At 41.7% G+C, this 13,727-nt stretch carries 15 protein-coding genes; 1 reads left to right on the top strand and 14 read right to left on the bottom strand.

Translation table 11 applies throughout. From position 1 onward, the window contains the following. The 12 genes from F9856_RS05575 to rplK form a co-directional block, all read right to left on the bottom strand. Positions 1–1,529, bottom strand: a 1,529-nt coding sequence (locus F9856_RS05575; protein WP_202105997.1) for a G5 domain-containing protein, incomplete at its 3' end; no start/stop codon positions are given. Positions 1,530–1,680: 151 nt separating this feature from the next. Further along, on the bottom strand, positions 1,681–1,896 hold the full coding sequence (locus F9856_RS05570) for a YozE family protein (RefSeq protein WP_044688734.1): 216 nt from the start codon (positions 1,894–1,896) through the stop codon (positions 1,681–1,683). A 5-nt stretch (positions 1,897–1,901) separates the two neighbouring features. Then, the gene (locus F9856_RS05565) at positions 1,902–2,357 is read right to left on the bottom strand and encodes a DUF1801 domain-containing protein (RefSeq protein WP_024415907.1); all 456 of its coding nucleotides are present in this window, start codon (positions 2,355–2,357) and stop codon (positions 1,902–1,904) included. Positions 2,358–2,366: 9 nt separating this feature from the next. After that, positions 2,367–3,287 carry a 2-dehydropantoate 2-reductase gene (locus F9856_RS05560; RefSeq protein WP_202105996.1) on the bottom strand — a complete coding sequence of 307 codons (921 nt, stop codon included), beginning with the start codon at positions 3,285–3,287 and terminating at the stop codon, positions 2,367–2,369. Between the two features lie 2 nt (positions 3,288–3,289). After that, complete coding sequence (cvfB, locus tag F9856_RS05555) at positions 3,290–4,144, bottom strand: RNA-binding virulence regulatory protein CvfB (RefSeq protein ID WP_202105995.1); 855 nt, start codon at positions 4,142–4,144, stop codon at positions 3,290–3,292. 131 nt (positions 4,145–4,275) lie between these two features. Then, positions 4,276–4,833, bottom strand: coding sequence for a ribosome recycling factor (gene frr / locus F9856_RS05550; RefSeq protein WP_044690115.1), 558 nt, complete (start codon positions 4,831–4,833; stop codon positions 4,276–4,278). 28 nt (positions 4,834–4,861) lie between these two features. Next, positions 4,862–5,596 carry a UMP kinase gene (gene pyrH, locus F9856_RS05545; RefSeq protein WP_202105994.1) on the bottom strand — a complete coding sequence of 245 codons (735 nt, stop codon included), beginning with the start codon at positions 5,594–5,596 and terminating at the stop codon, positions 4,862–4,864. 166 nt (positions 5,597–5,762) lie between these two features. Continuing rightward, positions 5,763–7,403 (bottom strand): putative polysaccharide biosynthesis protein, encoded by a 1,641-nt coding sequence (locus F9856_RS05540; protein WP_202105993.1) that lies wholly within the window; start codon positions 7,401–7,403, stop codon positions 5,763–5,765. 358 nt (positions 7,404–7,761) lie between these two features. Beyond that, complete coding sequence (gene yghU / locus F9856_RS05535; RefSeq protein ID WP_202105992.1) at positions 7,762–8,550, bottom strand: glutathione-dependent disulfide-bond oxidoreductase; 789 nt, start codon at positions 8,548–8,550, stop codon at positions 7,762–7,764. An 8-nt stretch (positions 8,551–8,558) separates the two neighbouring features. Then, entirely contained in the window at positions 8,559–8,849 is a 291-nt protein-coding gene (locus F9856_RS05530; protein WP_024399097.1) for a hypothetical protein, read from the bottom strand. Between the two features lie 106 nt (positions 8,850–8,955). Next, complete coding sequence (gene rplA / locus F9856_RS05525) at positions 8,956–9,645, bottom strand: 50S ribosomal protein L1 (protein WP_004194879.1); 690 nt, start codon at positions 9,643–9,645, stop codon at positions 8,956–8,958. A 40-nt stretch (positions 9,646–9,685) separates the two neighbouring features. Then, complete coding sequence (gene rplK / locus F9856_RS05520) at positions 9,686–10,111, bottom strand: 50S ribosomal protein L11 (protein WP_002935890.1); 426 nt, start codon at positions 10,109–10,111, stop codon at positions 9,686–9,688. Positions 10,112–10,265: 154 nt separating this feature from the next. Between rplK and F9856_RS05515 the strand changes: the two genes are divergently transcribed. After that, positions 10,266–10,634: a DUF3397 domain-containing protein gene (locus tag F9856_RS05515; protein ID WP_024409732.1), complete on the top strand. Its 369-nt coding sequence runs from the start codon at positions 10,266–10,268 to the stop codon at positions 10,632–10,634. A 208-nt stretch (positions 10,635–10,842) separates the two neighbouring features. On the opposite strand, the gene F9856_RS05510 is transcribed toward F9856_RS05515, so the two are convergent. Then, positions 10,843–11,229 (bottom strand): VOC family protein, encoded by a 387-nt coding sequence (locus F9856_RS05510; RefSeq protein ID WP_053863578.1) that lies wholly within the window; start codon positions 11,227–11,229, stop codon positions 10,843–10,845. Beyond that, on the bottom strand, positions 11,229–13,598 hold the full coding sequence (locus tag F9856_RS05505) for an FtsK/SpoIIIE family DNA translocase (RefSeq protein WP_202105991.1): 2,370 nt from the start codon (positions 13,596–13,598) through the stop codon (positions 11,229–11,231). The genes F9856_RS05510 and F9856_RS05505 overlap by 1 nt, the downstream gene beginning before the upstream one ends. Positions 13,599–13,727: the final 129 nt, after the last annotated feature.

The following is a 13,727-nucleotide window of genomic DNA, read 5'->3' as shown; positions in this document are numbered from 1 at the left end:
ACCATTTCTGGTTGCGGGGTTTCTGCTACCTCTGTTTCTGGAACCACTTCTGGTTGTGGGGATACGGGCTCCTCTGTTTCTGGAGTTGTTTCAGGCTGAGGTGGGACTGGAACGTCGACCTCAGGCCTTACTTCTGGTTGAGGCGGAACTGGAAGGTCGACTGTTGAATCTGGGGTTGATGGTTTAGGTTGCTCTGTATGCTGACTTGCACTGCTATTCGCATCCGTTGAACCTGCATCTGAGATCTCCGATTCCACTTTTGGAGAAGATGGAACTTCTGGCAGTGGAATAACTGGTGCTTCTACTTGCTTAATACCTACATACATTATAGGTGCTACTGCGTTCTTCGTCACCTGTTCGGAAATCTTTTCACTCCGAAGAATCTTCTCTCCTTGAACAAAATCAGCATAAGTAATCTCTTTCTCTCCCTCTTGACCAGGAACAAGGCGAGACTTGCCAATTTCAAGCTGCGGATCCTCTTGTTTAACCAACTCCAAAGCAAACGTTTCTTTTTCCTTACGAAAGGCCACAAAAGGTAATGCTTGACCAACAGATGCCACTTCTGTTACTGCATCTGTTCTATCCTTACGATTCAAGATAAGTAAGCCTGGAATCTGCAAAGTAGAATCAAGTCCGCTATTTTGGCTTTCTTCTGTATTAGGAGTGTCCTCTTTTTTATCAGCAACAGTTGATGTATTTGATGGAGAAGCTAAACCATCGCCTGTTTGCGAATTTGTTGTTTCTGAAGAGACTGTATTCTCCGTTTTTTCAACCGAAGACTCCGTAAGAGGCAATTGTAGACTATCATCTCTGTTGGAAAGTTGGCTTTCAGAATTATCCTGAAGAACATCTGGTTTCGCAAGTTCTTCTAAATCAGATTTCTTACCTTCTGATTGTACTGAACTAGCTTGTGTACCCTTAGCTGCATCATTTTTTTCCGTTTCTGATGGAGGAAGACTGGTCTTGACTGATGACTCCTGAACATAATAGCCCACAAAGTCATAGCCAGCAATCATCAACCTACCATCTGGCAAAGCCTCACCTGGTTTAAGAACATAGGTCTGATTGTAAGCAGCCAGTGCTGAACTTTGAACTGCTCCTACTTCCAAAATAGGTAGAGCCAGACCACTAGTTGTCACATAAAGCATGGTCAAGACACGCGCCTTCTTAGACTTGGTCGCAGAAACAGCTAAAACCAAGAAACCTAGTCCTAGGACAGCCAAACCTGAACCAGCTAGCTCACCCGTTGCAGGAAGAACTTTCTTAGAGGGACGATAAACCACAAAATAGGTCGCTTCTTCCTTCAATTCAGCTGGTAGGCTAGACTGAATCAACTGTCGCTCCTCTGTCGATAATTCCGCCTCTAAAACATATTCAAAACGAATCTGACTAGGACTTACTGTCGAAGCTGAAACTTCTTGGGACTGGATACCAAATAGTAGGCTAGTACCCACACACAGGGAAACAAGACCGATAGTCAGTTTTCTGAAAGAAAACGTTTTCTTCTGTTCGTAAAAAAATTTGTGCATATGATCTCCTTTCATTTCTTTTGCATCAAATGCTACCTTCTCCTGTCATTATATCAAAATACGAACAATTCTTCCAACAATTATCGGCGCAATACATACAAATAAAAAAAAGCAAGATACAAATATGTATTTGCTTTATCTTCTTTTGTCATCAATGTCCCAAATAATCTTCCCAAATCGCATCAAAATCAGACATGGAAAAGGCAAAGCTAGCCGATTCTTCCAAGAAACGACTGACCTCATCAAAGTCATCTGACTGTTTCGGAAAATCAATCTCCTCAAAAGCATAGTCTGCTAAAATCGCAACAGGCGCATTGCTCTTAGGATTACGCTGGGTCATCAACCAAGAATAAAAACTTCTTCTCACTACATCTACTTTCTATGATTTTTTTCGTAGAGCTCTATATAGCGCTCCATAGACATCTTACTAACCAATTCCCCTATCAATTCATAAGGGATATTCTTGGGATTTTTCATACGAACACAGGACTTGCCCATATCCAGTTTGGTAGGCACCTGTGCTTGATAAGCAGCAACGAACCAATCATTCAACTCTTGGTCCATATAGATTCCCATGTGGTAGAGGGCGATGTGTGCCTTTTGTGATGCCAAGGCAAGGAAAGGCACGGGCTCTCCCGGTGTGCAATGATAACCATCAGGGTAGGCAGCAAGCGGCACATAATAGTTAATCATACCTCCCAAGATGCCTACTTCAAAACCAGCTGGTAACTGTTCCACAATCACTTGATGGAGCCGTTCAACCGCTTCCTTCCGATTCTCAGGCAAGGCAGCCATATATTCTTCAATCGTTTCCACTTCAATCAGCATGACTTTCTCCTATCTCAACCCCAGCATACTTTCCTTGGCGTGAACCATATCTGTTATCATCTGACAGTATGGCGTAGGAATACCTGCACGTTTGCCCTTAAAAACAACCGCTCCATTCAGATAATCAATTTCTGTCTTTCGACCATGTTGGACCAAATCCTGGTGCATAGATGGATAGTGATTGGAAGCCTTCTTCGAAGCATCAATAACATATTTCCAAATAGCTTCTTCGTCAATTCCATCTGCCTCAGACTTAGCAACAGCAATAAATTCTTTGAAAATCCCTTGTACTAGATTCAGTCCAGCCTCCGTACCAAATAATTCACCAATTGTACAGTCTAAAATGGTACAAGTTGGATTCATCACACCATTGACACAGGCTTTCTGCCAAATAGCACTGACAACATGATTGTCATAGGTCACATTTAGTCCAGCTTCATTCAGCATTTCAATAATATCCGCAACTGATTGCTCATCACCAAGAATATGCTGAACGGACATAGAACCCGGACCTTCTAAGTGAGCATGTCCAGGACCCTTTAGTCCCGCCAACCACATGGTCACTCCAACCATGATACTTTCATCTGGCACATAACGGCGCATGGTGGTCGCATGACCCAGCCCATTCAACAGGCTGAGAACCTTGGTCTTCTTACCAATAATCCCCTTAATATCCTGCAACATCTTAGGCAACTGGTCCGCCTTGGTCAGAAGGATAATCAAATCAGCTACTTCCGTCGCCTCAGTCGGCTTCATAATCGGTAAGTGAACCACATCATCAAAATCACCCGTCACCTGCAAGCCATTTTCACGAATGGCAGCAATATGAGCATCCCAGTTATCCAACAAAATCACTTCGTGCTTGGTTTTAGACAACTGATAGCCAAACCGACAGCCCATGGCACCACTTCCAGCAATATAGACTCTCATTTTTAGATCAACTCCGTTCCAAATTCATCTTGCTTGATCTTACCAGCCTTCATCAAACCACCCAGGGCTTTTTTGAATTGCCCTTTGGAAATACCAAAGGTGGCCTTGATGTCTTCCGGAGCAGACTTATCGTTCAAGGTCATGAAACCTCCATTGCTTTCCAGATAAGTCAATATCATCTGAGCATCATTTTCCAGCATCTCAAATGAACGTGGCTTGAGAGACAAGTTCAATGTCCGATCAACTGCACGGTAGCCGATGACACGCGCCTCCAAAACCTGACCCAGACGCGGTTCCGCAAAGCGTTCGCTCGGATGGATAAAACCAAGCATGTTGTTGTCTGGCAAATAAACAAAAGTACCATTCATTTTCAAACGATAGACAATCGCTCGCAGATTTTGGTTTTGCATATTGTCATAAGCAGGTCCAGCCATTTTCTGAAAATCTTCCTGAAAAGCTGGTAGAGCCCAAATGCGGTCCTTCTTATCGACGTCTAATTTGACGTACAACTGATCCCCTTTTTTCGGCCAGAGTTCCTTGATTTCAGGCAAAATGTCCAAGGAAACAACCACTTGCTTGTCTGGCAGACCTGTATCCACAAAGACACCCAAATCCTTACGTACCTCTGTGACAGTTCCCCAACCAAATCTGGTACGACTCGCCCCAACTTCCTTAGTTGTCAAACGGAGTTTTTGTTTCATATCGGTATAGGCAAATCCTTTAACAGATTGACCTAGACTATGTTCGCCTTCATCCTTAGAAAGAGCAAAGGGTCTACCCTCTTTTTGGACAAAGTAAAACTGATCGTTTTCGTCAGTCACTAAACCAACGATATACTGTGCTAATAAATCATTCATGATTTTCTTCTTTCTGATTAAAAAGTGGGGGAAGTCTTGTCTAACTCCCCCCATTAGATTTCTTATTGGTTCACCACTGGAAGTTAGACAGCCCAGTGATGATCTATTTTTGTAGCCTAAAAACGTGTTGATTAAACTTCCAACAATTCTTTTTCCTTATCGGCAGTCATCTTATCGATTGTCTTAATGGCATCGTCAGTGACTTTTTGAATATCTTTTTCAAGTGTCTTCAAATCATCTTCAGTGATTTCCTTGGCTTTCTCAGCTTTTTTAGCCTCATCCATGGCATCACGACGGATATTACGGATAGCAACCTTAGAGTTTTCACCCACTTTTTTCACATCTTTTGCCAAGTTTTTACGTGTTTCCTCTGTCAAGGCAGGAATAACCAAACGGATAACTGTACCATCAGACTGAGGTGTCAAACCAAGGTCAGAAGCATTCAAGGCACGCTCAATATCTTTCAAGATAGACTTGTCAAATGGTGTAATCAAGAGAACACGAGCCTCTGGAACAGTAATACCAGCCAACTGGTTCAAGGGAGTTGGCGCACCGTAGTATTCTACTGAAATACGGTCCAACAAGCTAGCGTTGGCACGACCAGCACGAATGTGGCTAAATTCACGTGCCAAACTCTGATGAGATTGGTTCATACGCTCTTGGGCTTTAGCAATAATTTCTTTAGACATAAGACTTCCTTCTTTAATTTTTTATGTTTTATTTTTCTTCAGTAGAGTTAGAAACCGTTGTACCGATTTGTTCACCAAAGACAACACGCTTGATATTTCCTGGCTCATTCATATTGAAAACTACCAAGTCAATATCGTTGTCCATTGACAGCGTAGATGCTGTTGCATCCATGATTTTCAAACCACGACTAATCACTTCACGGTGGGTCAATTCATTGAATTTAACCGCATTGGCATCTTTCTTCGGATCGACATTGTAGACGCCATCCACACCATTTTTAGCCATCAAAATCGCATCTGCTTCAATTTCTGCAGCACGAAGAGCCGCTGTCGTATCCGTTGAGAAGTACGGAGAACCAATACCAGCTCCAAAAATAACAATGCGACCTTTTTCAAGATGACGAAGAGCACGACCACGAATATAAGGCTCTGCAACTGACTGCATCGCAATCGCTGTCTGCACACGTGTATCCACACCAAGCTGTTTAAGGGAATCAGCCATTACAAGAGCATTCATAACAGTCCCCAACATGCCTGTATAGTCTGCTTGAACTCGATCCATACCCGCTTCAGCAGCAGGTTCTCCACGCCAAAGGTTACCACCACCAATAACAAGGGCAATCTGAATACCTGATTCTGCGACTTCCTGAATTTCCTTTGCCATTTCCTGAACAGTTTTGAGGTCAATACCGACACCACGTTCACCAGCCAAGGCTTCACCAGATAGTTTGATTAGAATACGTTCGTATTTAGGTTTCATCATCTCTCTCCTCTTTTTTATCCCTACTATTCTACCACAAAAACCGTTTTTTTTATACTGAAATCTCCAAGAAAAAAGGAAAATCCTCAACGAACTTTCCTTCTCACATCCTAAAATGCTTCTTTTTCCCAGCTTTTCAATAGTAGAAAATAGAGATTTTTAAAACAAACTAGCCTAGGCGCAATTTCCTCCGTAAACTCTGAGCCCGACTTCCAATTAAACGATCTAGCTGACGAGTCTTCAATGTCAAGATGACAAAAACAAGCATACCTGCTCCACCTGCAACAGCCAAGTGGATAAAGCTAGATACATAGCCATTTGCTGGAAGGATAAGATTCAAGACAAATTCAATCCCCCATACAACGAGTCCCATTACGATAGAAATCCAACTAATGGTCGCAATGTCTTTTATCACTAGTCTTTCATCAATATGCAGAACCTTGTCAATTCGTCTATAGAAGAGGTACAGCATAATTCCCAACCCAAATATCGTTGAGATAAAGCTACCATATACCTTAAAGACATAGATCATTGGTACTTGTAAAACGATTTTCACTAGCATCCCAATCAAGAAATAATAAATGGCCCTTCTATTTTCAAATATCGCTTGAATGACCACACTAATGACAGAATATAGTCCCAGAGGTAAAATTAAAAATAAGTTCCAAATGAATAGAGTAATGGCGATAGGCTCTGACGGTCCGTAAAAAATCGTATAGAGTGGCCCAGCTAACAGGACTGTTCCAACAATTGCCGGTATAGTGAATATAAAGAGTAATTGTAGATTATCCGCCACTAAATGAGACGCCACCCTCAAATCTTTCTTGACAAATTTCTCTGTAATCAATGGAATAGCAACACTTCCCAAACTCAGTGAAATCCCGATAATCATCATCGTAATCTTACTTGGATTGGCAGCCATATATGAATAAAGTTCCAAAAGTTCCGAATTACTGTAATCCGTAATTCTTTCCATAACACGAATAAAGGTGACTTGGTCAATAAACTGCAATAATTGAATCGTTAGACCTAAAATGATAATTGGAATCGCATCTCGAACAGTTTCCTTAATAAGTTGACCTGTATCCAAAGAAATCTTTTGTTTCTTAGCATGAAGTAACTTACCAAGGTAACCTTGTTTCCATAAAGTATAAACTAAAATCCCAACACTAGCAATCATCCCGACAAAAGCTGCAAAGGTAGATTGGACAACTGCTTCAAGATAGTCACCGCTACCCAACTTCATAATCATAAATGTTGCTGCCAGTATCCAGATAACCCGTACCAGCTGCTCTGCAAGCTGGCTGATCGCATAGGGCTTCATATCGTGCCGACCTTGGAAAAAACCACGCAAGATACTCATGGCTGGGAAGATAAAGAGAGGCGGGACTAGACTATACATGACTGGAAGTAACTTTTCCTTCGACCCCGATGCGTCTGCCAACCACGGAGCACTTAGATACATGACCCCTGCAAAGACAGCTCCAAAGACCAACATGAGCTTGAAGAATTCTCTGACCAAGTAAAGCGATACCTCTTCTTTACCCAAGACATTGTATTTAGCTACTTGTTTGGCAATTGCTGTCGGAAGACCAGCTGTTGAAATCAATAAGAAGTTAGCATAGATTTGATACCCCATACTAAAGAGGGCATTGGCTTCAGCTCGATATTCCCCTAACCAAATATACCAGGGAATAACATAGGCAACACCGAGCAGGCGACTAAGGATATTTCCAGCAGTCAACCAAGCCAAGCCTCTGGCCATTGTCGCCTGTTCTTTGGACTGCTGCATTTCAACTTTTTCGGACATTTTTCTATTACTTTCTATGTAAATATAAGACAGGAAAAACTCAATTATTATACTCTTCGAAAATCAAAATCAGACGTTGTTGACTTGATTTGATGAGTGAAAGGCTCCAGTGGAGCCTTTCAGCCTGTTACCTTGAAACAAAATAGTAACAGGGTTCTATCTGCGTAAGTAGTAACGAACTACGTTCGCCCTATCTCCAACCTCCAAAGGTTCCCCAAACCTTTGGAGCTAGTCTGATTTTGATTTTCATTGAGTATTAATTTCTATTTTTGGATTTTCACAAAGTCTAACTCTTTCATTATAAACTTTTATCATACCAAAGTAAAAGAAAAACCCACCCATAAGGTGGGCAAGTCAATCAATTATCAATTGAATGATATTTCACTGTCAACCCTCGTTGTACAGCTGGGCGCTGAGCTATTTTCTCTACCCAGGTCTTTAGATGCTTGTAAGAATCAACATCTAAAAATTCTGCCGAACCTGGATATAGTTCTCCTTGCACCAAGCGACCATACCAAGACCAAATAGCAATATCTGCGATAGTATAGGGACTTCCAGCTACATATTCTCTTGTCATCAATAGTTGATCCAAGAGATCTAGCTGACGCTTAGTTTCCATTGTATAGCGATTAATCGGATATTCTTGCGCTGTCGGAGCGTAATGGAAGAAATGTCCAAATCCTCCACCAACAAATGGAGCGGCGCCAGTTTGCCAGAAGAGCCAATTAAGAACCTCTGTCCGATCTGCCCAAGCTTTTGGTAGGAAGGCGTCAAACTTTTCTGCCAAGTAGAGGAGAATATTGGCTGATTCAAAGACCCGAACTGGCTCCTTCTCCGAATAATCAACTATAGCTGGTATTTTGGAGTTGGGGTTGATGGCAACAAAATCGGAGCCAAATTGGTCTCCTTGACCGATATTGATGAGAAAGAGGTCATATTCAGCTTCGGTAATCCCGAGTTCCTTCAACTCTTCTAGCATAATAGCAACTTTAATACCGTTAGGTGTTCCCAAGGAATAAACTTGGAGGGGCTTGTCACCTTTTGGTAATTTATGTTCAAAGCGACTGCCTGCTGTTGGACGATTGCCTGAACGATTGTCATTTTCATCTTCCCACTTCCAAACGAGTGGTTTCGTGTATTCTGTCATGTTTTCTCCTATTTTACCTTTCCTGGAAAAAGACTGGCATAGCGATATTGGTTTTGAACCTCTTGAAGGTAATGGGCTAGTTGCACCAATTCCTTAGGTGCTCGACAAGTCAGAGCAGTTAACTCTGCATTAACAAAACGACCGAGATGTTCAGCAAGAATATAGAGGTTTTCCTCCTTGTCCAACTGACCTGCAACCTCCAACATTTTTTCACGCAGGGCTTCTGAAAATGCTTCCTGCGGAAGGTTGTAGGCTGCAGAAAGGTATTTATAAAGCTCTTCTTTCTCTGCTACTTTCATTGGATAACTCCTTTTATGTAAATTGAATATAGTATAAATCGAAATCAAGTGCTTGTCAAGAAAATCTCAAGAAAAAAAGATTGCCTTAAGACAATCTTTCTATTGATTAAAGTGAGTTAGGATCAACTTTGATACCAACACCTTGTGTTGTTGTGATTGATACTGAAGTCATGTAAGTACCTTTAGCTGTAGCTGGTTTAGCTTTAGCCATTACATCGTGGAAAGCTTTGAAGTTTTCAACGAGTTTGTCAGCGTCAAATGATACTTTACCGATAAGAGCTTGTACGATACCTGCTTTGTCAGCACGGTAAGTGATTTTACCACCTTTAGACTCTTCAACTGCTTTAGCAACATCCATTGTTACTGTACCAGTTTTAGGGTTTGGCATCAAGTTACGTGGACCAAGTACACGACCAAGACGTCCAACAACTGCCATCATATCTGGAGTTGCGATAACAACGTCGAAGTCCAACCAACCACCGTTGATTTTAGCAACAAGGTCATCTTCACCAACAAAGTCTGCACCAGCAGCTTTTGCTTCTTCTGCTTTAGCACCACGTGCGAAAACAAGAACGCGTGAAGTTTTACCAGTACCGTTTGGCAATACCATTGCACCACGGATTTGTTGGTCTGCTTTACGTACGTCGATGTTCAAGTTGTAAGCAACTTCAACTGACGCATCAAATTTAGCGAAGTTAGTTTCTTTTGCAAGAGCAACAGCTTCTTCTACGCTGTAAAGTTTTGTGCTGTCGATTTTTTCAAGAGCAGCACGCAAGTTTTTGCTTTTTTTAGCCATGTTATATGTCTCCTTGTAATCAGATAATCTTGGGTGCTACTTAGTCAGTAACAGTGAATCCCATAGAACGAGCAGTACCTTCGATCATACGCATTGCAGCTTCAAGAGATGCAGCGTTCAAGTCAGGCATTTTAGTTTCAGCAATTTCTTGTACTTGTGCACGAGTAACTGTTGCAACTTTAGTTTTGTTTGGTGTACCTGAACCTTTTTCAACACCTGCAGCTTTTTTCAAAAGAACAGCAGCTGGTGGTGTTTTAGTGATGAAAGTGAATGACTTATCTTCATACACAGAGATAACTACTGGGATAATCATACCAGCTTGGTCAGCTGTACGAGCGTTAAACTCTTTTGTGAATCCCATGATGTTGATACCTGCTTGACCAAGTGCTGGACCGACTGGTGGAGCTGGAGTAGCTTTACCTGCAGGAATTTGAAGTTTTACGAGTTTTTCGACTTTTTTAGCCATGATATAAAATCCTCCTATTGTGGTTTTGGCGGTAATTAAAGATTTTTACCTCCCACAAGTATGTGTTTTACACATACCTTTTCATTATACACGAATTTCAAAGAAATGCAAGCTTTAGGTTTACTTTTTTTCACATTTTTTATAGAATGAATGTATGTTTGAATCGATTATATTTTTAAAAACAGTAGCCTTTCTATTCATCTTTCTAACCTTGGCCATTTCGATAATTGCTGTCAAGTTTTTTAGGTTGCAAAACCGAGGATGGAACTTTGCAGACATTGCCTTTCCTCTCTATGCAATTGAATTTTATCTGATTTCGGACAAGGCCTACTATAACAGTCTACTGCCTCAGCTTGTCCTAGCCCTCTCACTACTAGCGATTGGTCTTTGTGGTTTCTTCCTTTTAAAGAAAAAGAATTTTTTATATCGCCGTTTCTTCAAGGTTTTCTGGCGAGCTAGTTTTATCTTGACTTTTTTGATGTATCTAGCTTTGGTTATTGCGGTCTTCACTTTAAAATCCTAAAATCATCCATCCTTTCAATAGATGGCATAATAAATCCCCGTTGCAGGCGCAGTGGGGATTCTTTTTTTATACTAAATCAGACAAGGCGACGTAGATGTAGATAGAACTGACGTTCATCAAATCAAGTCAACAGCGTATGATTTTGATTTTCTAAGAGTATTAATTAGTTGTCATATTGATAGGCCTATCTGGGCATGAAAAGATGGACTTATTCATGAATTTCTAAAGGGAGGCCATCTGGATCAAAGAAGAAGGCCATTTTTTTACCATCAAAATCATCTGTACGAAGGGCTTCGTGTCGAATGCCCAAACGGTCAAATTCTTCCAGACAGGCTTCCACATCTGCAACCTGGAAGGCTAGATGGCGTAGACCTGTATGTTCAGGATTGGGCATGGCCGGACGCATTGGCGCATCTGGTTTGATGAAAATTTCCAAAATCAGATTGCCTTTTTTGACATTGAAGAGAATATCATTTTTTTCTGGTCGAATATGCTCATCCACCTGTTCAAAACCTAGTTTCTCAACATAAAATTCTCTTGTTTTGTCATAGTCACTACCGATAATTGCAATATGATGAACTGCATCAAATTTCATTATTGTGTTTCCAATACCTTTCTAGGTTTTGTTCCTTCAGCTGGACCAATGACACCCGCTGCTTCTAGCTCTTCCATGAGGCGTGTTGCCCTGTTAAAACCAACAGACAAGCGTCGTTGAATCATAGAGGCGCTGGCTTTTTGTGTCTCAACTACCAAGGCACGTGCTTCGTTGAAAAGTGGATCTCCTCCAGCATCACCAAAACCTGCATCGCCATCACCTTCTGCCACTTCACCTGGATCAAAGGATTCATCATAATCTGCATCTGCCTGATCCTTGATAAAGCCAACTATTGCTTCTACATCATCATCGGATATAAAAGAACCTTGCAAGCGGACTGGATGGTTTTCATCAATCGGTTTAAAGAGCATGTCACCGCGGCCCAAGAGTTTTTCAGCACCGTTTTCATCTAGAATCGTCCGACTGTCTGTACCGCTTGATACGGCAAAGGCGATACGAGATGGTACATTGGCTTTAATCAAACCTGAAATAACATCAACAGATGGTCGCTGGGTAGCAAGAATCATGTGGATACCTGCTGCACGAGCCTTCTGTCCCAAGCGAATAATGGCATCTTCCACTTCCTTGCTGGCTACCATCATCAAGTCTGCCAACTCATCTACGATTACCACAATGAGAGGAAGTGGAATCTGTTTTTCTTCTGAACGGCTATTAAATTCTTCGACCTTCGCATTATATCCTTCCAAGTTTCGGACACCAATTTGGCTAAACAACTCATAGCGTTTCTCCATTTCATCCACTACTTTTTGAAGAGCTCGAGCAGCCTTGCGTGGGTTGGTCACAACGGGAATCAATAGGTGGGGAATATCATTATAGACCGATAATTCGACCATTTTGGGGTCAATCATCATGAACTTAACTTGGTCTGGACCAGCTTTCATGAGAATTGAAGAGATGATACCGTTGACAGCAACAGACTTCCCCGAACCAGTTGAACCAGCCACCAATAGATGGGGCATACGTGCTAGGTTAAAGGAACGGACGGAACCATTGACAGCCTTACCGAGAGGAATTTCCAGAAGTTTGTCTGGGTCTGTTTTAGATTGTTCCCAGAGCTCACGGAAAGGTACTGTAGCCACTTCGGAGTTTGGAACTTCAATACCGACCAGTGATTTTCCCGGGATAGGAGCTTCAATACGGACATCTTTAGCCGCAAGGGCTAGAGCCAAATCATCAGCTAGGTTAGAAATCCGATTGACACGAACGCCGACTGCTGGTTTGACTTCATACTTGGTTACCGATGGTCCAATCTCAGCACGCTCAACTACTACCTTGATTCCAAAACTGGCAAAGGTGTCTTCTAAAACTTTAATATTCTGGCGAACAATCCGTTTTTCATTGGACTGACTCTTAGCTTTTATAGGAGCAAATAAGTCTATGGACGGAAGTTTATATGCTAGTCTCTGCTTAGGCTTGAAATCAATCTCCACATCTGTCTCGTCCTTTTCAAACTCATTTGGGTCAGAAGCCTGGCTTGCCGAGTTTGATTGTGCTGGTTGGTCATCTTCTGCCAACATAATTGGAAATTCATCTTCTATGTCTAAGTGGTCATATTCTGAAATAATCGGTACTTGAACAGGCTCTTCTTCTAGGATTTCACCTGTTTCTAAATCGACATGTCTATCTACCAGTGCCAAAGTCCGAGCTGACTCTTCCTCTTCCTCTAGACGAAGGCGTTCCTCTTCTAGACAAGCTAATTCTTGCTGACGTTTTTCTTCTCGTTCTGCTTTCTTCTGTGTTCGAAGCTCTGCTCTTTTTACCTGCGTCTCCGCCAACTTATCTTTGGCAACCACCAAGCCATCGGCAACATCATAAACAGACCATGGGCTTACAAAAAAGATACCAAATGCTATCACTAGAAGACCGATGAAGAAGGAACCAACATTTGCAAAGAGGAAGGAGACTGGCAGATAGAAGATACTTCCAATCATCCCTCCGCCTAGAAATGCTGTTACCTGAAACTTAGCTAGGTCTGACAAGGCCAATTTTAGAGTATGACCGAATAGGTCACTCCCTTGATAGGTCCAGTCTAAATAAGCCTGAAATTCAATTAATAACCCGATAACAATCAGCCAGAAGCCCGATATGGTCCCTTCTCTTTCGCGTAAGACTTTGGGAATAAGAAGGTAGATAAATGCACCTGCCAATAATAGATAGGCTAGACTACCAAATAATAGCCGGAAAATATTGTAGCTGGTCACTCCAAACACACCTAGGCGACTGGCTGCAAAGGCAATGAATAAAAGCCCCAATACTCGAAGGGTGATATTTTTAACACGTTCTTGCTGTGCTAATTCTGCCTTGGTTGGTCGCCTCGTAGCCTTTCCTTTTTTACTTGTCTTTCTCATAGATACCTCAACTTTCTCAATCTCTTTATTTTATCATAATTGGGAAGAATTTTCATGATAGAAAAAACCCTGCAAATACAGGGTTTCAGAATGAAGACAAAGTCGTTAGAATTATATTTCTAACGGCTT

It is taken from the genome of Streptococcus suis, assembly GCF_016743335.1.
GTDB classification, from domain to species: Bacteria; Bacillota; Bacilli; order Lactobacillales; family Streptococcaceae; genus Streptococcus; species Streptococcus suis_Y.
The sequence above is the reverse complement of the archived record's forward strand: the minus strand, read 5'-3'. Positions and strand labels throughout refer to the sequence as shown.

Coding starts and splice junctions, on each gene's coding strand:
- F9856_RS05565 (WP_024415907.1), bottom strand. CDS start 2,357: ATGCTGATTGAAGTGGAAACGATTGAAGAATATATGGCTGCCTTGCCT.
- F9856_RS05560 (WP_202105996.1), bottom strand. CDS start 3,287: ATGAGAGTCTATATTGCTGGAAGTGGTGCCATGGGCTGTCGGTTTGGC.
- cvfB (WP_202105995.1), bottom strand. CDS start 4,144: ATGAATGATTTATTAGCACAGTATATCGTTGGTTTAGTGACTGACGAA.
- frr (WP_044690115.1), bottom strand. CDS start 4,833: ATGTCTAAAGAAATTATTGCTAAAGCCCAAGAGCGTATGAACCAATCT.
- pyrH (WP_202105994.1), bottom strand. CDS start 5,596: ATGATGAAACCTAAATACGAACGTATTCTAATCAAACTATCTGGTGAA.
- F9856_RS05540 (WP_202105993.1), bottom strand. CDS start 7,403: ATGTCCGAAAAAGTTGAAATGCAGCAGTCCAAAGAACAGGCGACAATG.
- yghU (WP_202105992.1), bottom strand. CDS start 8,550: ATGACAGAATACACGAAACCACTCGTTTGGAAGTGGGAAGATGAAAAT.
- F9856_RS05530 (WP_024399097.1), bottom strand. CDS start 8,849: ATGAAAGTAGCAGAGAAAGAAGAGCTTTATAAATACCTTTCTGCAGCC.
- rplA (WP_004194879.1), bottom strand. CDS start 9,645: ATGGCTAAAAAAAGCAAAAACTTGCGTGCTGCTCTTGAAAAAATCGAC.
- rplK (WP_002935890.1), bottom strand. CDS start 10,111: ATGGCTAAAAAAGTCGAAAAACTCGTAAAACTTCAAATTCCTGCAGGT.
- F9856_RS05515 (WP_024409732.1), top strand. CDS start 10,266: ATGTTTGAATCGATTATATTTTTAAAAACAGTAGCCTTTCTATTCATC.
- F9856_RS05510 (WP_053863578.1), bottom strand. CDS start 11,229: ATGAAATTTGATGCAGTTCATCATATTGCAATTATCGGTAGTGACTAT.
- F9856_RS05505 (WP_202105991.1), bottom strand. CDS start 13,598: ATGAGAAAGACAAGTAAAAAAGGAAAGGCTACGAGGCGACCAACCAAG.